At 67.0% G+C, this 18,707-nt stretch carries 19 protein-coding genes; 12 read left to right on the top strand and 7 right to left on the bottom strand.

The window, feature by feature from the left end; genetic code table 11:
* Positions 1–35: 35 nt before the first annotated feature.
* The 5 genes from AC1DW0_RS16220 to AC1DW0_RS16200 form a co-directional block, all read right to left on the bottom strand.
* Positions 36–2,408: a methyl-accepting chemotaxis protein gene (locus tag AC1DW0_RS16220; RefSeq protein ID WP_457354316.1), complete on the bottom strand. Its 2,373-nt coding sequence runs from the start codon at positions 2,406–2,408 to the stop codon at positions 36–38.
* Positions 2,409–2,480: 72 nt separating this feature from the next.
* Positions 2,481–3,011, bottom strand: coding sequence for a chemotaxis protein CheW (locus AC1DW0_RS16215; RefSeq protein WP_056199470.1), 531 nt, complete (start codon positions 3,009–3,011; stop codon positions 2,481–2,483).
* Positions 3,012–3,095: 84 nt separating this feature from the next.
* Positions 3,096–3,461, bottom strand: a complete 366-nt coding sequence (locus tag AC1DW0_RS16210) for a response regulator transcription factor (RefSeq protein ID WP_056199473.1) — start codon at positions 3,459–3,461, stop codon at positions 3,096–3,098.
* Positions 3,462–3,472: 11 nt separating this feature from the next.
* A complete protein-coding gene (locus AC1DW0_RS16205) occupies positions 3,473–3,877 on the bottom strand; it encodes a response regulator (protein WP_477946887.1) in 405 nt (134 codons plus the stop codon).
* Positions 3,878–3,947: 70 nt separating this feature from the next.
* A complete protein-coding gene (locus AC1DW0_RS16200) occupies positions 3,948–4,100 on the bottom strand; it encodes a rubredoxin (RefSeq protein ID WP_056199756.1) in 153 nt (50 codons plus the stop codon).
* Between the two features lie 182 nt (positions 4,101–4,282).
* Here AC1DW0_RS16200 and thiD point away from each other — a divergent pair, with 182 nt between their 5' ends.
* From thiD to mpl, 3 genes are read left to right on the top strand one after another with little or no spacing between them, the layout of a single operon-like run.
* Positions 4,283–5,230 carry a bifunctional hydroxymethylpyrimidine kinase/phosphomethylpyrimidine kinase gene (gene thiD / locus AC1DW0_RS16195; RefSeq protein ID WP_056199479.1) on the top strand — a complete coding sequence of 316 codons (948 nt, stop codon included), beginning with the start codon at positions 4,283–4,285 and terminating at the stop codon, positions 5,228–5,230.
* A gap of 18 nt (positions 5,231–5,248) precedes the next feature.
* Complete coding sequence (gene hemL / locus AC1DW0_RS16190; RefSeq protein ID WP_477946884.1) at positions 5,249–6,535, top strand: glutamate-1-semialdehyde 2,1-aminomutase; 1,287 nt, start codon at positions 5,249–5,251, stop codon at positions 6,533–6,535.
* Positions 6,536–6,564: 29 nt separating this feature from the next.
* The gene (mpl, locus tag AC1DW0_RS16185) at positions 6,565–7,926 is read left to right on the top strand and encodes a UDP-N-acetylmuramate:L-alanyl-gamma-D-glutamyl-meso-diaminopimelate ligase (RefSeq protein ID WP_477946882.1); all 1,362 of its coding nucleotides are present in this window, start codon (positions 6,565–6,567) and stop codon (positions 7,924–7,926) included.
* 151 nt (positions 7,927–8,077) lie between these two features.
* Here mpl and AC1DW0_RS16180 read toward each other — a convergent pair whose 3' ends face one another.
* Together AC1DW0_RS16180 and AC1DW0_RS16175 are read right to left on the bottom strand one after the other, a co-directional pair.
* Positions 8,078–8,488: a PaaI family thioesterase gene (locus AC1DW0_RS16180; RefSeq protein WP_457325307.1), complete on the bottom strand. Its 411-nt coding sequence runs from the start codon at positions 8,486–8,488 to the stop codon at positions 8,078–8,080.
* 83 nt (positions 8,489–8,571) lie between these two features.
* Positions 8,572–11,256 (bottom strand): zinc-dependent metalloprotease, encoded by a 2,685-nt coding sequence (locus AC1DW0_RS16175; protein ID WP_477946880.1) that lies wholly within the window; start codon positions 11,254–11,256, stop codon positions 8,572–8,574.
* 124 nt (positions 11,257–11,380) lie between these two features.
* Between AC1DW0_RS16175 and AC1DW0_RS16170 the strand changes: the two genes are divergently transcribed.
* The 9 genes from AC1DW0_RS16170 (at position 11,381) to accB (ending at position 18,698) form a co-directional block, all read left to right on the top strand.
* Complete coding sequence (locus tag AC1DW0_RS16170; RefSeq protein ID WP_477946878.1) at positions 11,381–11,971, top strand: YqiA/YcfP family alpha/beta fold hydrolase; 591 nt, start codon at positions 11,381–11,383, stop codon at positions 11,969–11,971.
* A gap of 18 nt (positions 11,972–11,989) precedes the next feature.
* Complete coding sequence (locus AC1DW0_RS16165) at positions 11,990–14,029, top strand: ribonuclease catalytic domain-containing protein (protein ID WP_477946876.1); 2,040 nt, start codon at positions 11,990–11,992, stop codon at positions 14,027–14,029.
* 1 nt (position 14,030) lies between these two features.
* Positions 14,031–14,885, top strand: a complete 855-nt coding sequence (locus tag AC1DW0_RS16160) for an energy transducer TonB (protein WP_457326062.1) — start codon at positions 14,031–14,033, stop codon at positions 14,883–14,885.
* Complete coding sequence (gene aroE, locus AC1DW0_RS16155; RefSeq protein ID WP_477946874.1) at positions 14,882–15,721, top strand: shikimate dehydrogenase; 840 nt, start codon at positions 14,882–14,884, stop codon at positions 15,719–15,721. The genes AC1DW0_RS16160 and aroE overlap by 4 nt, the downstream gene beginning before the upstream one ends.
* Entirely contained in the window at positions 15,685–16,434 is a 750-nt protein-coding gene (gene mtgA / locus AC1DW0_RS16150) for a monofunctional biosynthetic peptidoglycan transglycosylase (RefSeq protein ID WP_457354341.1), read from the top strand. The genes aroE and mtgA overlap by 37 nt, the downstream gene beginning before the upstream one ends.
* A gap of 75 nt (positions 16,435–16,509) precedes the next feature.
* On the top strand, positions 16,510–17,097 hold the full coding sequence (locus tag AC1DW0_RS16145; RefSeq protein ID WP_056203566.1) for a hypothetical protein: 588 nt from the start codon (positions 16,510–16,512) through the stop codon (positions 17,095–17,097).
* Entirely contained in the window at positions 17,094–17,615 is a 522-nt protein-coding gene (locus AC1DW0_RS16140; RefSeq protein ID WP_477946872.1) for a TlpA disulfide reductase family protein, read from the top strand. Before AC1DW0_RS16145 ends, AC1DW0_RS16140 begins: the two co-directional genes overlap by 4 nt.
* A 117-nt stretch (positions 17,616–17,732) precedes the next feature.
* On the top strand, positions 17,733–18,179 hold the full coding sequence (gene aroQ / locus AC1DW0_RS16135; protein WP_457394870.1) for a type II 3-dehydroquinate dehydratase: 447 nt from the start codon (positions 17,733–17,735) through the stop codon (positions 18,177–18,179).
* A 60-nt stretch (positions 18,180–18,239) separates the two neighbouring features.
* On the top strand, positions 18,240–18,698 hold the full coding sequence (gene accB / locus AC1DW0_RS16130; protein ID WP_056203557.1) for an acetyl-CoA carboxylase biotin carboxyl carrier protein: 459 nt from the start codon (positions 18,240–18,242) through the stop codon (positions 18,696–18,698).
* Positions 18,699–18,707 lie beyond the last annotated feature (9 nt).

Genomic DNA, 18,707 nt, shown 5'->3' with positions numbered 1-18,707 from the left:
GGGCTTTCTCGCTCGATGCGGTAGGGCGGGGCCGGTCAGGCGACCTTGAATCGGGACACGGACGTGCGCAGCGCCTCGGCAGAGCGCGACAGCTCATGCACCATCTGGGCGGTGGAGCGCGTGCCCTCCGACGTCTGCTCGGTCACCGCGAAGATGTGCTGGATGTTGGAGGCCACCTCGTTGGCATGCTCGGCTTCCTGCTGGGCCTGGGTCGAGATCTGGCCGATCAGGTTGTCCAGCTGGCGGGACACGCTGTCGATGTCTTCCAGCGCCTTACCGGCCGCGTCAGACAGCTGCGTACCTTCCACCACCCCGCGCGTCGAACGCTCCATGGCGGCCACCGCGTCATGGGTGTCGGTCTGAATGGTCTTGACCAGCGCAGCGATTCGCCGCGTCGCGTCGCCGGAGCGTTCCGCCAGGCGCTGCACTTCTTCCGCAACCACCGAGAAGCCGCGACCGGCTTCGCCGGCGGACGCGGCCTGAATGGCGGCGTTCAAGGCCAGCACGTTCGTCTGTTCCGTGATGTCCGAGATCAGCTCCGTGATCTCGCCGATTTCCTGAGACGACTCGCCCAGTCGCTTGATGCGCTTGGAGGTCTCCTGGATGGAGTCGCGGATGGTGTTCATACCGGCGATGTTGTTCTGCATCGCGGAGAGACCCTGCTCGGCAGCCTGACGGCTCTGGCGCGCCACACCGGCCGTTGTCTGCGCCTGCGCGGACACGTCGGTGATTCGGCTCGCCATGCCGAGCACGGCCTCGCCGGTGGCGCGGATCTCGTGCAGCTGCTCCTTGGAGGCCGCCAGCAGGTCGGTGGACGTCTGGTCCACCGCGCCGGTCGTGTCGGTCACGCGGGCTGCCGTGGCCTGCACCTGGCCGACCAGGTTGCGCAGTTCCTCCACCGTGTAGTTCACGGAGTCGGCGATGGCGCCGGTGATGTCTTCCGTCACCGTCGCTTGTTGCGTCAGGTCGCCTTCAGCGACGCTGGCCAGTTCGTTCATCAACCGCAAAATGGCGGCCTGGTTGGCGTCGTTGACGCGCTTGGCCTCTTGCTCCTGGGCCTCGGCTTCACGGCGTGAGGCTTCGGCGAGCGCCGCGCGCTCGGACTGGTCGGCCACGAACAGGCGCAGGAAACCGAAGGCACCGGCCACCAGGGCAATCAGGGACAGCACCATGAAGGCGATCAGGCCCCAGCCCGCGCCGCCGGACTTTTCCAGCTCGCCAGCGGCCTGCTCCAGGCCCTTACGCAGCGGCTCGGAATCGTTCAGGATGGCCGTCTGCGCTTCACGTGCCGACACCAGGCCCTGCAGGTTGCCCAGAATCGCAGAGGCTTGCGTGCGGGTCTGCTCGTACTGCTTGAGCAGGGTCTGCAGGCGTTCCTTCAGTTGCGGGTCGCGTGCCGCGTTCAGGCGCAGCTCGGGGCTGCCGCTGATGAGCGCTTCGGTGATGAGCTTGAAGGAGTTCAAGTCCTTGCCCAGCAGGAACACCGCCTCGGGGCTGACGCCTTCCTGGGTCAGGAATTCGTTGGCGCTCTTGCCGATACGCTGGGTCAGCATGACAAGCTGGCCGACGGCAGAGACTTCACCCGCCGACGAGCCGATCTGCAGGGCTTGAGATGACACGGCCTCGGCGCTTTCCAGCAGGTCGCTGGACTGCCGGTTGATGGCGCGCAGCGCCTGGCCGACCTGGGTCAGGATCTTTTCCTGGGACTGCACGACCTTGCCGTTCTTCTCGGCACGTTCGACCAGCGGCTTGACCATGTCCAGCGTCGGCTGCACGGCGGCCGGCGCGACCGCCAGGTCGCCTTCGCCGGTGCGCAGGTTGTTGACGACGCCGCTCAGCGTGCTGACCGACTCGCGCAGCTCCGCGAACGCGGCTGGATTGCCGACGAGGGCCGCGGACACGGACTTGGCCATGCGCTGCGAATGCATCAGCGCCTGACCGGTGGCACGCACCTGGGCCGCACTGCGGCTGGAACTGGCCAGCACCAGGCTGACCGACACGGCCGTGCCGACGAGGCCGAGGACGACGAGGCCGGTCAGTGCACGCTGGCGGTGGCGACCGAACAGGTCGGTCAGCTTCTCGGCACCGGTGGCCGCCTTGGGCGGCAGCATGGTCGGGTCGGCGGCCTGCGTGGTGGGCGCGAAGCTCATCGTGCTGCTGGGCGCGAACTCGCTGTTCGGGCCCGGTTCGGTGGGCACCGCCTGCGAAATGATGGACGGCGCCTCGGTGCGTGGATACACCTCGGTGCGCGCGGGAATCTCGACGCCGGCCAGGGTGGAGTCGGCGTTGCGGGTGGCGTCGAAGCCGACGTTGCTGCGCGAATCGATGGTCGTGTCGACGCCTTCCGGCGGCGCCAGCGGCAGATCATCGGCTTCGGACTTTCCCCTGATTTTGTCCAGCAGGCTCATCTCACCCTCGTCCTTCAGTGTTTGTGGTGCCGCACTCGCGCGCGGCTTGAAGCTTGGAAACAGATGCGCGCATCACGCGACGATGTGCAGGAAATTCTCCTGCCGCGACAACGCTTCGAGATTGATTTCTTGCCAGTTGCGCCCAGCTTCGTCGCGGCGCAGGGCGCCAGCAAAACGGGGCAGCGGCCCGGCGGGCTGCTGCTCGGCCAGCGGCAGTTGCTCGTCGCTGCGCAGGCCGGCCAGCCGGTCGACGAGCAACGCGCAGTTCAGGTTCAGGTCGCTACCCAGCGACACCAGGCGGCTTTGCACCGCCACGGCGCGGCCAGGCGCGGGATCGCGCAAGCCCAGGTAGACGGCCAGGTCGACCACGGTGAACAAGCCGCCGCGCAGGTTGGCCACGCCCGCCAGCCATGGCTTGGCATAGGGCACGGGCTTGATGGGCACGGGCGCGAAGATTTCGCTGGCCTGCTTCAGCGAGAACAACAGGCCGACGCCGGCACATTCCACGGCCAGCCAGTTCGCCACGAGCGTCTGCTCGCGCGCGGCCGCCATGCGCTCGGCCAAGCGCTGCTGGAGTTCGCGGAGTGCCGTCTTGTTTGCCATGCTCAGCGCCGCCCGGCCGCCCGAAGGCGATGAAGCGCCCCCGCGGGGGGCAGTGAACGAAGTGAACGTGGGGGCGTCATCATTTCAGCCCAGGGCTTTGATCTTGGCCAGCAGCTCTTCGGCCTTGACGGGTTTGACGACGTAGTCGCTGGCGCCCTGGCGCATGCCCCAGACCTTGTCCGTCTCCTGGCCCTTGCTCGTGCACATGATGATGGGGATGCCGATGTAGCGCTCGTCGCGGGTGATTGCACGCGTCAGCTGGAAGCCGTTCTGGCCGGGCATGACGACGTCCATCAGGATCAGGTCGGGCTTGGCCTCGGCCAGGCGCTTCATGGCCTCTTCGGCGTTCTCGGCCGTGCGGACAGTGAAGCCGCGCTTGCCCAGCATTTCCGATAAGGCATGCAGTTCGGTCTTGGAATCGTCAACCAGCAGGATGTTGTGAATGCTCATGGCAGTTCTCTTTACGTACGCGCTTCTTGCCGACGGTGCTGGAGCACCGCCTGAAGCAGCTGGTCCTTGGTGAAAGGCTTGGTCAGATAGTCCTGCGAGCCCACCATGCGCCCGCGGGCCTTGTCGAAGAGGCCGTCTTTTGACGACAGCATGATCACCGGCACTCCCGAGAACTGCGGGTTGCGCTTGATGATGGCGCAGGTCTGATAACCGTCCAGGCGGGGCATCAGGATGTCGCAGAACACGAGATCGGGATGAAAGTCGCCCAGCTTCGCCAACGCATCGAAGCCGTCCTCGGCCAGGGCCACCTCATGGCCGCCCTGCTTCAGGAAGATCTCCGCGCTGCGGCGGATGGTGTTGCTGYCGTCGATGACCAGGATGCGGGTGGGTCCTGCACCGGAAACTTGCTCGTTCAAACGTCGTCTCCTCGGAACTTCAGCTCGGGGCCCGGCCCTTTCGGCCCCCTGTGAGGCATGTGAGGCCGAGTCAGATGCGCACCATCTCAAAATCCTCTTTGCGCGCGCCGCAGTCGGGGCAGGTCCAGTTCATGTCCACATCGGCCCAGGCGGTGCCCGGCGCGATGCCGTGCTCCGGATCGCCCGCTGCTTCGTCATAGATCCATCCACAGATCAGGCACATCCAGGTACTGGGTTCGCTCACGGTGCTTAGAGTTTGCTCACTACAATCGAATCATTCTAGCCAGGGCTCGAAAGCGCAATGCTGAGGGCAAACGCCTGTGCCCCGGGCCTCAGAAGCGCCCTTTTAGCGGCAGACTCCACGCTTTGCGGCTGCTATTTGGCCGCGACCGCCATGACTTCCCCATGAGCCCAACACCCCTCCCCACCGACCCCGCGGCCGAAGATGCCCAAGACGAACAGGAAAGCCCGCCGCCAGCTTGCGTGCTGAGCTTCAATGCCAGCGACGCCTCTGGCGCAGGCGGCCTGGCCGGCGATGTAGCCACGATTGCGGCTATGGGCGCGCACTGCCTGCCCGTCGTCACCGCCATCGTGCTGCGCGACACGGCCGAGACCTTCGAGCACGAGAACCTCGACGCCGACACCGTCGCCGAGCAGGCCCGCCACATCCTGGAAGACGTGCCCATCACGGCCTGGAAGGTCGGCTTCCTGGGCAATGCCGAGGCCGTCAGCGCCGTGGCCGAGGTGCTGAGCGACTACCCCGACGTGCCGCTGGTGACCTATCTGCCCTCCGTCGCCTGGATCGACGAGGACGACCAGCAGCAGTACCTGGACGCGCTTCGCGAGCTGGTGCTGCCGCAGACCGCCGTGCTGGTGGGCAACCACAAGACCATGACGGACTTCCTGCTGCCCGATTGGGACAACGAGCGCGCGCCGTCGGCCCGCGAGCTGGCCGTCGCCGCCGCCCAGGCCGGCGCCCAGCACGTGCTGGTGACCGGCATCCAGCTGCCCAACCAGTTCGTGGACAACGTGCTGGCCAACTCGCAGGGGCCTATCACCGGGGAGAAGTTCGAGCGCTTCGAGACGGCCTTCGTCGGCGCGGGCGACACGCTGTCGGCGGCGCTCGCGGCGCTGCTGTCGGTGGGCGCGGAACTGCACTCGGCCGTCAGTGAAGCCTTGTCCTTCCTGGACCAGTCGCTGGATGCGGGTTTTCGTCCCGGTATGGGCAACGTCATCCCCGACCGCTTCTTCTGGGCCCTGCCCGCAGCGGACGAAGAAGGCGGCGAGCCGCCCGACTTCGAGCCCGAACCCGAACCCGAGCAGCCGCCCAAGACGCCGCGGCGCATGCATTGATCTCCTGACTCCTCTCTCATGGCCAGCAATTCAGAGCTCTTCGAGCGCGCCGCGCGCGTCATTCCCGGGGGCGTGAATTCCCCCGTGCGCGCCTTCCGCGCCGTCGGCGGCACGCCGCGCTTCATCCAGCGCGGCGAAGGCGCCTACATCCATGACGCCGAAGGCAAGCGTTATGTCGACTACATCGGCTCCTGGGGGCCGATGATCCTCGGCCACGGCCACCCGGCCGTGCTCGAAGCAGTCACAAAGGCCGCAGCCGAAGGCTTCTCCTTCGGCGCGCCGACGGAGCGGGAGATCGAGCTGGCCGAGGAGATCTTGAAGCTCGTGCCCAGCATGGACCAGGTGCGCCTGGTCAGCTCGGGCACCGAGGCGACCATGAGCGCCATCCGCCTGGCGCGCGGCGCCACCGGCCGCGCCAAGTTCATCAAGTTCGAAGGCTGCTACCACGGCCACACCGACGCGTTGCTCGTGAAAGCCGGTTCCGGCCTGGCCACCTTCGGCCACCCGACCAGTGCCGGCGTCACGCCGGGAGCCGCGGCCGACACCGTCGTCCTGGAATACAACAACGTCGAGCAGCTCGAAGCCGCCTTCGCCCAGTACGGCAGCGAACTGGCCTGCGTCATCGTCGAGCCCATCGCCGGCAACATGAATTTCGTGCGCTCGTCAGTGGTCTTCATGAGCGCCATGCGCCGCCTGTGCACCCAGCATGGCGCCCTGCTGGTGCTGGATGAGGTGATGACGGGCTTTCGCGTCGGCCTCGGCAGCGCCCAGGCTCACTACGCCCGGCTCATCCCGGGTTTTGCACCCGACATCTCGGTCTTCGGCAAAGTCATCGGCGGCGGCATGCCGCTGGCGGCTTTTGGTGCCCGGCGCGCGGTCATGCAGCATCTGGCGCCGCTGGGTGGCGTCTACCAGGCCGGCACGCTGTCCGGCAACCCGGTGGCCACGGCCTGCGGGCTGGCAACGCTGCGCGAGATCCAGAAGCCCGGCTTCTTCGAGGCCCTGTCGGCCAAGACCCGCCAGCTCGTCGATGGCCTCAAGGCCGTCGCCGCCGAGAACGGCGTGCCCTTCAGCGCCGACTGTGAAGGCGGCATGTTCGGCTTCTTCCTGATGCCCGATCTGCCGCAGAACTACACCACCGTCATGACGACGGACAAGGAGCGCTTCAACCGCTTCTTCCATGCGATGCTGGATGCCGGCATCTATCTTGCTCCGGCCTTGTATGAGGCGGGCTTCGTGTCGGCGGCCCACAGCCAGGCCGATATCGACGCCACCCTCGCGGCCGCACGCACCGCATTGCGCTGATCTCTTGACGTCCTTCGGGGCGCGTTGACATGCATCTCCACATCCTCGGCATCTGCGGCACCTTCATGGGTGGCCTCGCGGCACTCGCACGCGAAGCCGGCCACAAGGTCACCGGCTGCGATGCCAACGTCTACCCGCCCATGAGCACCCAGCTCGAGGTGTTAGGCATCGAGCTCATCACCGGCTTCGGCGCCGAGCAGCTGGAACTCAAGCCCGATGTCTTCGTCATCGGCAATGTCATCACGCGCGGCGAGCGTTTCCCGCTGATGGAAGCCATCCTTGACACCGGCCTGCCCTACACATCGGGCCCGCAATGGCTGGCCGAGCATGTGCTGCAGGGTCGCCACGTGCTGGCCGTGGCCGGCACGCATGGCAAGACGTCGACGACGTCGATGCTGGCCTGGATCCTGGCGCATGCCGGCCTCAAGCCCGGCTTCCTGGTGGGTGGTGTGCCGCAGAATTTCGGCGTGTCGGCTCGCCTCGGTGAGGGCAAGACCTTCGTCATCGAAGCGGACGAGTACGACACCGCCTTCTTCGACAAGCGCAGCAAATTCGTGCACTACCGGCCGCGCACGGCTGTGCTGAACAACCTCGAGCACGACCACGCCGACATCTTCCCGGACCTGGCCGCCATCGAGACCCAGTTCCATCACCTCGTGCGCACCGTGCCGGCCAGCGGCCGCCTGGTCGTCAACGCCCGCGAGGAGGCCTTGCAGCGCGTCATCGCGCGCGGCTGCTGGAGCGAGGTGCTGCGCTTCGGCGCCAAGAAGGAAGAGGCCGGCATGCTGCGCGCGCGCGGCGAGCCGCAGGCTTTCGACGTGCTGCGCGGCAGCCTCAAGGTCGCGCGTGTCGAGTGGAGCCTGTTCGGCGAGCACAACCAGTTGAATGCGCTGGCTGCCATCGCCGCCGCGGAGCATGTCGGCGTGTCGCCCGAGCAATCGGCGGCGGCCCTGGCGGAGTTCCAGAACGTCAAGCGCCGCATGGAACTGCGCGGCGAGGTGCGCGGCATCAAGGTGTACGACGACTTCGCACATCACCCGACGGCGATGCGCACCACCGTCAACGGCCTGCGCCGCCGCATTGCGCCCGTCGACCGCATCCTCGCGATATTCGAGCCGCGCTCCAACACGATGAAGCTGGGCACGATGAAGGCTCAGTTGCCCTGGGCGCTGGAGGAAGTGGACCTCGCGTTTTGCAATCAGCAGGGTTTGAGCTGGGATGCGAAAGAGGCGCTGGCGCCGATGGGTGCGTCAGCGGTTGTGGGTGCGGATGTGGATGCGTTGGTGGCGGCTGTCGTCAAGGCCGCCAAGCCTGGGGACCATTTGCTGTGTATGAGCAATGGTGGGTTTGGCGGGATCCACGAGAAGCTGTTGGACGCTCTGTCCAAATAGCGTCTGCTCGATGCATTGCCGGGAGTCCGTCCCGGCGGCCGGGTAACTTTCTTCTGCGGCGCCAGAAGAAAGTTACCCGCCCTCGCGGGGCGGATTCCCGCGGCACTGCACGCGAGTCATGAGGACGCCTGCAAGAGCAAACCACACCAACTCACTTCCCGTACAACACCATCTGCGTACACCTGAACAAAGCCATCGTCTTCCCGGTGTCCTTGTTCGTCACCACCGCATCCCAGATCTGCGTCGTCTTGCCCAGGTGAACCGGCCTCGCCACGCAGGCGATAGTCCCTTCGCGCGCTGTGCCCAGGTGGTTGGACTTCAGCTCGATGGTCGTGAAGCCCACCGCGCCCGGCGGCAGGTTGGCGATGCAGCCGTAGCCGGCGCAGCTGTCCGCCAGCGTGACGATGCTGCCGGCGTGCAGATAGCCGTTGGGTGCCATCAGCTCCTCGCGCACCACCAGCTCGGCCTTGATCTCGCCGGGGTCGGCCTGGGTGAAGACGATGCCCAGATGGCCAGGCAGGTTCCTGGCACCGAATTGATTCAGTTTGTCGGGTGTGGACATGGCGGATCCCTCGAAGTGGCGGCCATGCTAAGACAAGAAAAAAGGCCGGCATGAAGCCGGCCTTTGATTGAGCACGAAGCCGATCAGCTGCGCACCAGCGACGCCTTCAGCATCGAATTCAGCATGTCCAGCGTCTCCGCCAAATGCGCACGCGTCTCGACCGACAGGCCCGGCTTGGCCGAGGCCACACGCAGCTCGTTGGCGAGCTGAGTCGCGTGCCAGCGTGCCATCGAGAAAGCGTCGGCGTACACCGTCGCCCCATTGGTCGCACGGTTCAGCTGGCCTTGCAGGCGGCGCAGGTACTCGCGTTGCAGGCTGCGGCGCATGCGGTCGATCTCGGCACCGGTCTTCAGCTCGCTGAAGATCGCACCCTGCAGCGTGCCATAGACCTCGCTCAGCGACACCGCGCCCTTGCGCTGGGCCTCGGGCAGGTAGGCGCCCTGCTCGATGAGACGGCGCGCCGTGTTGGGCGACATCAGGCGGTCCAGCACCCGGCCCTGCAGCGCACTGACGCTGTCCGGGATGGAGATGGGCAGGCCGCGGTCCCACTCGTTGTAGTCCAGCGTCTGGGTCACGAGGAACTCGGGCTTGAACTTGAAGGAGTCGCTGGACAGCAGGCCTGCCGCAATGAAGCGCAGGGCCTCGCGCTGCTGGGCGTTGTCGACCGGCTTGAAAGCCGGACCGGTCGTGATGCCCGGCACCACGCGCTCGGCCTGCATGCCGCCCACGTATTTGCTGACGTTGTTGGCCGTCATGCCCAATTGGCGGAAGCTCTCAAAGATGGAGCGGCGGTTGCGCAGCGGGTCGTCACCAACGGCGGCCTGGCGCGACTGCACACGCTCCCACAGCTCCTGGCTGAGCTTGAGACGCTTCTTGGCATAGGCCAACGGGTCGTCGCCCAGGTCGCGCTGGTTGGTGCGCGGGTCGAAGCCATCGTAGGGGCCGCCGACGCCCTGGTCGAAGTCGTCGCCATAGGCCAGCTTGGGCTCGGTCGAGCGTGCGGCGATCTTGGCGAGTTCCGCCGCTTCCTGCTCCGCAGCGATGGGCTTGTAGGCGTACTCGATGGCCCAGTAGTCGTAGGCGCCCAGCGTGGTGTTCGTCAGGCTGGCCTTGGCCTCGCCCTTGAGCGGCAGGTTGTAGGCGTTGTAGTCCATCACCGAGTTGGAGATGCCGTGGGCCTCGGTGAAAGCCTTGTCCTTGAGTTGGGCCTGGGTGACCGTCGTGGAGGACTTGAAGTTGTGCTTGAGGCCGAGCGTGTGGCCGACCTCATGCATGACCACGTCCTTGATGACGGCCTGGGCCAGGGCCTCGGCCTCGGGGCCGTTCATGTCCATGCCCTCTGCCCCGCCCCGCAGGGACAGCAAATCCAGCGCAAAGCCGAACTCGTTGGCCTGGTCGGCCATGTAATTGCATTGCTGCTCGGAAAGCCGCAGGCTGCGCTCACCCATCCAGCTGCTGCCGTGATCGTGGCCAGCGAAGCCGAGCACGTCGTCCGAAGCCAGGCGGCGCGAGCCGCGGCCGAAGACGTCGCTCATGCCGATGTCGGCGTCCAGGATTTCACCGGTGCGCGGGTCCTTGTTGCTAGGGCCGATGGCAAAGCCGACGTCGGCGCCGGTGAACCAGCGGATGGACGCGTGCGTCGAGTCCATGTTGTCCCAGTCGGCATCGTCGGGCTGCTGCCTGGCCTGCACGGCGTCCTTGAAGCCGATCTTCTCGAAGGCCTTGTTCCACTCCTCGATGCCGGCCTTGACCGCCTCGCGGTATTTGGTCGGGATGTTCTTGTCCATCCAGTAGACGATGGGCTGCACCGGCTCGGACAGGGCGGCGGCCGGGTCCTTCTTCTCCAGGCGCCAGCGGGCAATCATGTGCACGCGCGGGTTGGCCTTGAGGTCGTCGCCGAAGTCGCTGTAGCTCTCCATGAAATGACCCAGGCGCGGGTCGGCATGGCGCACGGCGGCCGGCTGCTCCGGCAAGGCACGGAAGCTGTAGACGAAGCTGAAGAACATCGAACGCGGATCCGGCGTCGCCTGAGGCGGCGTGGGCACAGGCACGGGCACGGGAACCAGCGGCGGCGCGGGAATGCGCGGCGTGGCGAAGTGCACGCGTGAAGTCAGCGTGGAAACCTGGGCATCAGCGCGGGTGGCTTCGATGAATGAGTTGGCGCGGTCAGGCGCGAACGGCAAGCGGTAGGCGAATTCCAGGCGCGTGGAATAGCCGGGGATATCGCCCAGCAGCAGGTTGCTGGCGTCGATCAGCACCGACTTGCGGTCCGGGTGGTCGGCGCTGGCGACCGGCACGCCGCCGATCAGGCTGGGCGAGAAAGCCTGCTCGATGGCCAGCTTGCTGGACGGGTTGTCCGTGCGGAACTTGGTGTTCAGCGCAATCAGCTGCACATGGTTGCCAATGCGACGCCATTCGGCCAGCTCGTCGCCCAGCATCTGGCTGGCGTACAGGCCGCGCTCGCCGACGGCGTTGGCGACGTTGACACTGAACAGGAAGGGCTTGTTGAAGGCTTCCTTGGGGATCTCGATCCAGACCTTCTCGTCCTTGCGCCAGATCGGGAACAGGCCGGGCTGCTCCTTGGCGCCCTTGATGATCTCGGCAAAGGGCTTGGGCGCCGTCGGGTCGGCCGGCGGGCGGGCGGGAGCGGGTGCCGAAGCGGCGGCGCCGGGGGCCGAAGCGGCGCCATTGGGCGCGGGCGGGGTTTGGGCGTGGGCAACCGCAGCCAGCGCGAGCAGGGCGGCGGCGGCCAGGGCGGTGCGGGGCATCGGGATCATGGGGTGACGGTCCGGGATTGCGGAAAGGCAGGCACTGTGGCTGGGAGCGACACTCGCGTCAATCGGAGCCCTCCCCCGTCGCGGAGCGGCAGAAATTCACGCAAAAACTTCCGTCATGTCGTTGACTCATCTGCTCTATTTGCACGGCTTTCGCTCGTCGCCGGCCTCGGCCAAAGCGCTGCGAATGGCCGCCTGGGCGGCTACACAGCCGGGCCTGACCTTCGCCTGCCCGCAGCTGCCGCCCTCCCCGCTTGACGCCATGGCCCTTGTCGCCGGAATCGTGGCGGCCTGGCCATCCGAGGGTGCCGCCGTCATCGGCAGCTCGCTCGGTGGCTTCTACGCCACCTCGCTGGCCGAGCAGCACGCCCATCGCGGCTGGCGCGTCGCGGTGCTGAACCCCGCCGTCGACCCGGCGCGCGACCTGTCCCGCCACATCGGCACGCTGACCGCCTGGCACGACCCGCAGCTGAAGTTCGAGTTCACGGCCCAGCATGTGGCGGAACTGGCCGCCCTGACGCCACCGGCGAGGCTGACCAAGCCGCTGCGCTATTACGCGCTGATCGCCAAGGGCGACGAGCTGCTGGACTGGCACGAGATGCTGGCCCGTTATGCCGGCTGCGACGGCGAGGTGCTGGAGGGCAGCGACCACGGGTTGTCCGACTTCGAAGACCACCTGCCCGGCTTGCTGAAACACCTTCAAGGCTGAGGCGACAATCGCCCTCCTATGTTTGCGCTGTTTGATGACGCCGGGAAATTTCTCGCCGGCCGGGTGATGTCGGAGGCCGATGCCTCGCTGCAGGTCGAGCTGGACTCGGGCAAGCGGGTCAAGGTCAAGTCCGCCAACGTGCTGTTGAAATTCGAGCAGCCGGCGCCAGCCGTGTTGCTGGCGGAGGCCCGCAAGCTGGCCGACGACATCGACCTCGACCTGGCCTGGGAATTCGCCCCCGAGGGAGAATTCGGCTTCGCCGACCTGGCGCGCGACTATTTCGACGCCAAGGCCGGCACCCTGCAGCAAGCGGCCGCGCTGTTTCGTCTCTACGAAGCACCGCACTATTTCCGCCGCGCCGGCAAGGGCCAGTTCAAGAAGGCGCCCGAGGAGATCGTCAAGGCCGCGCTGCTGGGCATCGAGCGCAAACGCCAGCAACAACTGCAGATCGAGTCCTGGGCCGACGAGCTGGCGGCGGGCACCTGCCCCGCGCCCATCCAGGACCAGATCTACAAGATCCTCTTCAAGCCCGACAAGAACGGCCCGGAATACAAGGCTGTCGTCGAGGCCAGCAAGAAGTCGCACAAAGCGCCGCTGGACCTGTTGCAGGGCGCCGGCGCCATCACCAGCGCCTACCAGTTCCACTGGAAGCGCTTCCTGTTCGAGAACTTCCCCAAGGGCGCCGGCTTCCCCGCGCTGACGGCGCCGGAGATCAAGGACGAGCTGGCGCTGTCGCCGGCGCGCGCCTTCTCCATCGACGACTCGCAGACCACCGAGATCGATGACGCGCTGTCGGTGCAGGGCCTGGGCACGGGCACCGTCACCTTCGGCGTTCACATCGCTGCACCGGGCCTGGCCATCACGCCGGACTCGGCCGTCGACAAAGTCGCCCGCGAGCGCCTGTCCACCGTCTACATGCCGGGCTGGAAGCTGACCATGCTGCCCGACGACGTCGTGCAGGCCTACACGCTGATCGAGGGCCGCGACTGCCCGGCAGTCTCCATCTACTTCACGATGGATGAGGCCACCTTCGAGATCAAGGCACGCGAGACCAGGCTGGAGCGCGTGCACATCGCCGCCAACCTGCGCCACGACAAGCTCGACGGCATCGTCACCGACGCCACGCTGTCGGGCGAGGCGCCGGCCGACTACGCCTTCGCACGCGAACTCGCCTTCACCTGGCGCCTGGCCAAGCACTTGAAGGCCCAGCGCGAGGTCGTGCGCGGCAAACCCGAGAACTTCAACCGGCCGGACTACAACTTCCGCCTTGCCGGCGAACGCTCGGAGGCGCCGAACGGCACGGAGTCCGTCGAGATCAGCATGCGCGCCCGCGGCAGCTCGCTGGACCTGATCGTGGCCGAGGCCATGATCCTGGCCAACTCCGCCTGGGGTGGCTGGCTGGCCGAGCTGGGCCTGCCCGGCATCTACCGCAGCCAGGCCAGCCTCGCGCCGGGCATCAAGGTGCGCATGGGCGTCAAGGCCCTGCCCCATGCCGGCATGGGCGTGGCGCAGTACACCTGGGCCACGTCGCCGCTGCGCCGCTATGTCGACCTGGTCAACCAGTGGCAGATCATTGCCTGCGCCCGCCACGGCAAGATGGCAGCACTGGCCGCGCCCTTCAAGCCCAAGGACGCGCAGCTGTTCTCCATCATCTCGGGCTTCGAGTCCGCCTACATGGCCTACAACGGCTTCCAGAACGGCATCGAGCGCTTCTGGACGCTGCGCTGGCTGCAGCAGAACGGCACGACCGAACTGACCGCCGCCGTCATGAAGGACGGCCTGGTGCGCGCCGACGACCTGCCGCTGGTGTTCAAGGCGCTGGGCTGCGACTCGCTGCCGCGCGGCAGCCATGTGAAGGTGCGCATCACCGGGCTGGACGAGATGACGCTGGACGTGCATGCGACGCTGGTCGAGCGGCTGGATGAGTCGCCTGCCGCTGAAGAACCGGAAGGCGATGAGGACGAGCTCGAGGCCGCCGCGGCACCGCTGACACTGGCCATCGACCTGAATGATGGTTCCGGCGAGGCAGAACCCGCCGAAGCGGCCTCGCAAAGCTGAGATGCGCAAACCGAGCACGCTGCAGATCGCGCTCGCGTTTTCGCTTGGCGTGCACATCGCGCTGATGTTCATGCGCATCGCCGCGCCCGAGGCCTTCAACCGCATCTTCCAGGACACGCCGCTGGAGGTGGTGCTCGTCAACACACGCTCCAACGAGGCGCCCGTCAAGGCCCAGGCCCTGGCCCAGGCCAACCTGGCTGGCGGCGGCAACATGGAAACCGGCCGCGCGACTTCGCCACTGCCACCGGCGCGGCAAAGCGAAGTGGGTGATGCGGCCGAGGCGCAAAGCTCGCAGATCGCCCAGTTGCAGCAGCAGCAACAGCAGTTGCTGACCCAGGTGAGGCGCGAGCTGGCCCTGCTGCCCCCGCCTGACCCGCGCCGCGAAAAGACCGACGCTGCCGAGCGCGCCCTGGCCGAGAAACGCCGACAGCTCGTGGACCTGCTCGCCGAGATCGAGAAGCGCGTCAACGACGAGAGCGCCCGGCCGCGCAAGCGCTACGTCAGCCCGGCCACGCGTGAGGTGGTCTACGCCCAGTACTACGACGGCCTGCGCCGCCGCATCGAGGAGCGCGGCACGCGCGACTTCCCCGAGGCGCGCGGCAAGAAGCTTTATGGCGAGCTGACCATGAACATCCACATCGACCACAAGGGCCGCGTCATCGAGACCGAGATCGTCGCCTCCAGCGGCAACCCGACGCTGGACAAGCGCGCCGTCGCCATCGTGCAGGCGGCCTCGCCCTTCGGCAATTTCAGCAAGGAGATGCTGCGCGGGGCTGAGGTGCTGGTCATCACATCGCGCTTCAAGTTCACGCGTGACGAAAGCCTGGAAACGACTTTGCAGGGGCAGCCGCAATGACTGATCGATATGCCGTTGTCGGTCATCCGGTCGAGCACAGCCGCTCGCCGGCCATCCACGCGATGTTTGCGGAGCAGACGGGGCAGCAGCTCGTCTATGAGCGGCTGCTTGCGCCGCTGGATGGCTTCGAGGCCACGCTGCGCGCGTTCGCGGCCGCTGGCGCCAAGGGCTGCAACATCACCGTACCCTTCAAGTTCGATGCCTTTGCGCTGGCCACCGAACATACGGAACGCGCCGCGCTGGCCTGCGCCGTCAACTCGCTGCGCTTCGACGAAGGGGGCTGGGTGGGCGACAACACCGACGGCGTCGGTCTCGTCAACGACATCCAGCGCAACGCCCGCCGGCCGCTGGAAGGCCTGCAGGTGCTGCTGGTGGGCGCCGGAGGCGCGGCGGCCGGCGTGCTGGGCAGTCTGATCGCGGCCAGGCCGGCGCGCATCACCATCGCCAACCGCTCAGTGGGCAAGGCCCAGGCCTTGGTGGCCAGCCATGCCGACCTGGGCGTCCCCCTTGCCGCGGTCACCTTGGCGGAGGCCCCCGCTGCGCAAGACATCGTCGTCAACGCCACCAGCACCAGCCTCGCCGGCGCGGCCTCGCCGGTCGATGCCCGCGTGCTGGCCCGCGGCGCGCTGGCGCTGGACATGATGTACGGCCCCAAGGCGCAAGGTTTTCTGGACTGGGCCGCCGCCCACGGCGCCGAGCCCCGCGACGGTCTGGGCATGCTTGTCGAGCAGGCGGCCGAGGCCTTCTTCTTCTGGCGCGGCGTGCGGCCAGACACGGCGCCGGTGCTGAAAGCGCTGAGATCCGAGCTGAAATCCGAGCTGGGGGCCGCGCTGTGATCCGCCACATCGGCCGACTCGTCGCTGTGCTGGCCCTGGCCGTCATTTGCCTGCAGCTCTGGTTTGCTGGCCGCATCGCGCTGATGAACGTCCTCGCACCGCAGTCCACCAGCTTCCAGCGCAGCGAGGCCGTGCGCCTGTTGAAGGAAAAACAGCAGGTCGCCTGGAGCCAGCAGTGGGTGAACGACGCCCAACTGGCCACCACGCTCAAGCGCGCCGTCATCGCCAGCGAGGACGACGGCTTCGCCCAGCACGGCGGCGTGGACTGGGAGGCCCTCAAGGGCGCCTGGAAGAAGAACGAGAAGGCACAGGCCCGCGTGGAAGCTCGCGGCAAAGGTGTGGCCAAGGTCATCGGCGGCTCGACAATCACCCAGCAGCTTGCCAAGAACCTGTTCCTTTCCGGCGAGCGCACGCTGTTGCGCAAGGGCCAGGAGCTGATCCTCACGTTGATGCTGGAAGGCCTGCTGAGCAAGCAGCGCATCCTGGAGATCTACCTGAACAGTGTCGAATGGGGGGAAGGCCTGTTCGGTGCCCAGGCCGCGGCGCGGCATTACTTCCGCACGGATGCGTCACGCCTGGGCGCCTTCGAGGCCGCGCGGCTGGCGGTGATGCTGCCGGCGCCCAAGCGCTTCGAGCGCCAGCCGGGCTCGGCCTATGTCATGGGCCGGGCCGGCCTCATCGTCGGCCGCATGAACAGCGCCCAAACGCCATGACCACCCCCACGCTCGCTTCGCTCACTGCCCCCCGAGGGGGCGCGTCAGTGCTTCGGACGGCCGTGCGCCACTGACATGAGCGACTTCACCGAAGAAATCGCCGCTGCCGCGGCCCGCCTCATCGTCGACGAGGGCATGGACTGGGGCCCGGCCAAGCAGCGCGCCGCCCGCGACCTGGGCGCGCCGCGCGCCGCCTTGCCCGGCAACGACGAGGTCGAGGACGCCGTGCGCGAGCACATCGCCATCTTCCATGCCGACACTCAGCCGGCCGAGTTGCGGGCCCTGCGCGAGCTGGCCGCGCAGTGGATGGCGCGCCTGGCCGAGTTCCGCCCGCACCTGACTGGCGCCGTCTGGCGCGGCACGGCGACACGGCTGTCCAATGTTCACCTGCAGCTGTATTGCGACGACAGCAAGGCGGCCGAGATCGCCTTGCTGGATCGCGGCATCAACTTCGACGTGGCCGAAACGACAGCCGGCCGTGGCCGGCAGGTCGACATGCTCATCCTGGATGCACCTTGCGCCGCCCTGGGCGAGCGGGTGACGCTGTGCCTGACCATCCTGGACTTCGACGACCTGCGCGGCGCCCTCAAGCCCGACGCGCGCGGCATGACCGAGCGCGGCGACCTGGCCGCGCTGCAAAACCTGCTGGAGGCCGCCGAATGACGCCCATCAACCGCCGCCTGATCCTGACTGGCGCCGGCGTCGGGGCCGCAGCCCTGGGCGCCGCCTTCGCCTGGCGCAAGCTGAACCCACCGGTGGCTTCCGTCGTCGCCCAAGCATTCTGGGCGCGACGCTTTCCTGCCCTGGACGGTAGCGATCTGGACGTCAGCCGCTGGCGCGGCCAGCCCCTGCTGGTCAATTTCTGGGCCACCTGGTGCCCGCCCTGCGTCAAGGAACTGCCGGAGATCAACCAGTTCTACAAGGAAGCCAAGGGCAAGGGCTGGCAGGTGTTGGGCCTGGCGGTGGACCAGGCCGAGCCGGTCAAGGCCTTCCTGCAGAAGACGCCGCTGGATTTCGCGGTCGCGCTGGCCGGGCCGGAAGGCCTGGGGCTGGTGCGGGAACTGGGCAATCCGGCCGGCGGCCTGCCCTTTTCCGTCGTGTTCGACGAGACTGGGGAGATCAGCTGGCGGCGTCTGGGCGTGAGCCGCCTGGAAGAACTGCGCCAATTGGCCCGAAGCTGACGCGCCCCCGAGAATTTCCCTATCCAGCAGGAAATCGGGTCCAAAACGCGTAAAGTTCGCCCTTCCTCAATTTAGTGGCGACTCTCTAGACCTTCGGGCAGGCGCGCCGCCACATGTTTGATGCAAGTTCTCGTCCTGCATGGCCCCAACCTCAACCTGCTCGGCGCCCGCGAGCCCGAGGTCTACGGCGCGCAGACTCTCGCGCAGATCGATGCCGAACTCGGCAAGATCGCCACGGATGCCGGCGCCACGCTGAACAGCTTCCAGAGCAACCACGAGGGAGCATTGGTCGACCGCATCCAGGCTGCGCGCACCGACGGCACGCGCTTCATCATCATCAATCCGGCCGCCTACACCCACACCAGTGTCGCCATCCGTGACGCGCTGGCGGCTGTGGCCCTGCCCTTCATCGAAGTTCATTTGTCGAACATCCACCGCCGCGAAGCCTTCCGCCACCACAGCTATATGAGTGAGCTGGCGGTGGGCGTCATCTGCGGCCTCGGCGCCAACGGCTACCGCCTTGCGCTGCGCCACGCCCTCGAATCGTTGGAAGCTGGCGCCTGACCTCCGGTCTCGCGCCGCTTTTTCTCTTCCCCCACAACAACAACACCGCCTGGAGCCAAGATGGACCTTCGCAAGCTCAAAACCCTGATCGACCTGGTTTCGGAATCCAATATTTCCGAACTGGAAATCACCGAGGCCGACGGCAAGGTCCGCATCGTCAAGGCTGACCCGGCCGCCGCCGTGGCCATGCAGCCGGTCTACGCCGCCGCTCCCGTCGCCCATGCACCGGCCCAGGTCGCCATGCCCGCCGCCGCAGCGGCCCCGGCCGCCGCGCCGGTCGAGACCGGCCATATCGTCAAGTCGCCGATGGTCGGCACCTTCTACCGTGCGTCCAGCCCCAACGCCAAGCCGTTTGCCGACGTTGGCCAGCAAGTCAAGGAAGGCGAAGCCATCTGCATCATCGAAGCGATGAAGATCATGAATGAGATCGAAGCCGACAAGAGCGGCACGATCACCAAGGTCATGTGCGAGAACGGCCAGGCCGTAGAGTTCGGACAACCGCTGTTCGTGATCGAGTGAGGCCACTCG

This window comes from Roseateles sp. P4_D2, from assembly GCF_056401875.1.
This window is presented reverse-complemented; position numbering and strand designations above follow the sequence as displayed.

Bases quoted from the DNA above. Each gene is read 5' to 3' on its own strand.
- AC1DW0_RS16210 (WP_056199473.1), bottom strand. From the start codon at position 3,461: ATGAGCATTCACAACATCCTGCTGGTTGACGATTCCAAGACCGAACTG.
- AC1DW0_RS16140 (WP_477946872.1), top strand. From the start codon at position 17,094: ATGACGCCCATCAACCGCCGCCTGATCCTGACTGGCGCCGGCGTCGGG.
- hemL (WP_477946884.1), top strand. From the start codon at position 5,249: ATGGCCAGCAATTCAGAGCTCTTCGAGCGCGCCGCGCGCGTCATTCCC.
- accB (WP_056203557.1), top strand. From the start codon at position 18,240: ATGGACCTTCGCAAGCTCAAAACCCTGATCGACCTGGTTTCGGAATCC.
- mpl (WP_477946882.1), top strand. From the start codon at position 6,565: ATGCATCTCCACATCCTCGGCATCTGCGGCACCTTCATGGGTGGCCTC.
- AC1DW0_RS16145 (WP_056203566.1), top strand. From the start codon at position 16,510: ATGAGCGACTTCACCGAAGAAATCGCCGCTGCCGCGGCCCGCCTCATC.
- AC1DW0_RS16200 (WP_056199756.1), bottom strand. From the start codon at position 4,100: ATGTGCCTGATCTGTGGATGGATCTATGACGAAGCAGCGGGCGATCCG.
- thiD (WP_056199479.1), top strand. From the start codon at position 4,283: ATGAGCCCAACACCCCTCCCCACCGACCCCGCGGCCGAAGATGCCCAA.
- AC1DW0_RS16215 (WP_056199470.1), bottom strand. From the start codon at position 3,011: ATGGCAAACAAGACGGCACTCCGCGAACTCCAGCAGCGCTTGGCCGAG.
- AC1DW0_RS16170 (WP_477946878.1), top strand. From the start codon at position 11,381: ATGTCGTTGACTCATCTGCTCTATTTGCACGGCTTTCGCTCGTCGCCG.
- AC1DW0_RS16220 (WP_457354316.1), bottom strand. From the start codon at position 2,408: ATGAGCCTGCTGGACAAAATCAGGGGAAAGTCCGAAGCCGATGATCTG.
- AC1DW0_RS16160 (WP_457326062.1), top strand. From the start codon at position 14,031: ATGCGCAAACCGAGCACGCTGCAGATCGCGCTCGCGTTTTCGCTTGGC.
- AC1DW0_RS16165 (WP_477946876.1), top strand. From the start codon at position 11,990: ATGTTTGCGCTGTTTGATGACGCCGGGAAATTTCTCGCCGGCCGGGTG.
- AC1DW0_RS16175 (WP_477946880.1), bottom strand. From the start codon at position 11,256: ATGCCCCGCACCGCCCTGGCCGCCGCCGCCCTGCTCGCGCTGGCTGCG.
- aroE (WP_477946874.1), top strand. From the start codon at position 14,882: ATGACTGATCGATATGCCGTTGTCGGTCATCCGGTCGAGCACAGCCGC.
- AC1DW0_RS16180 (WP_457325307.1), bottom strand. From the start codon at position 8,488: ATGTCCACACCCGACAAACTGAATCAATTCGGTGCCAGGAACCTGCCT.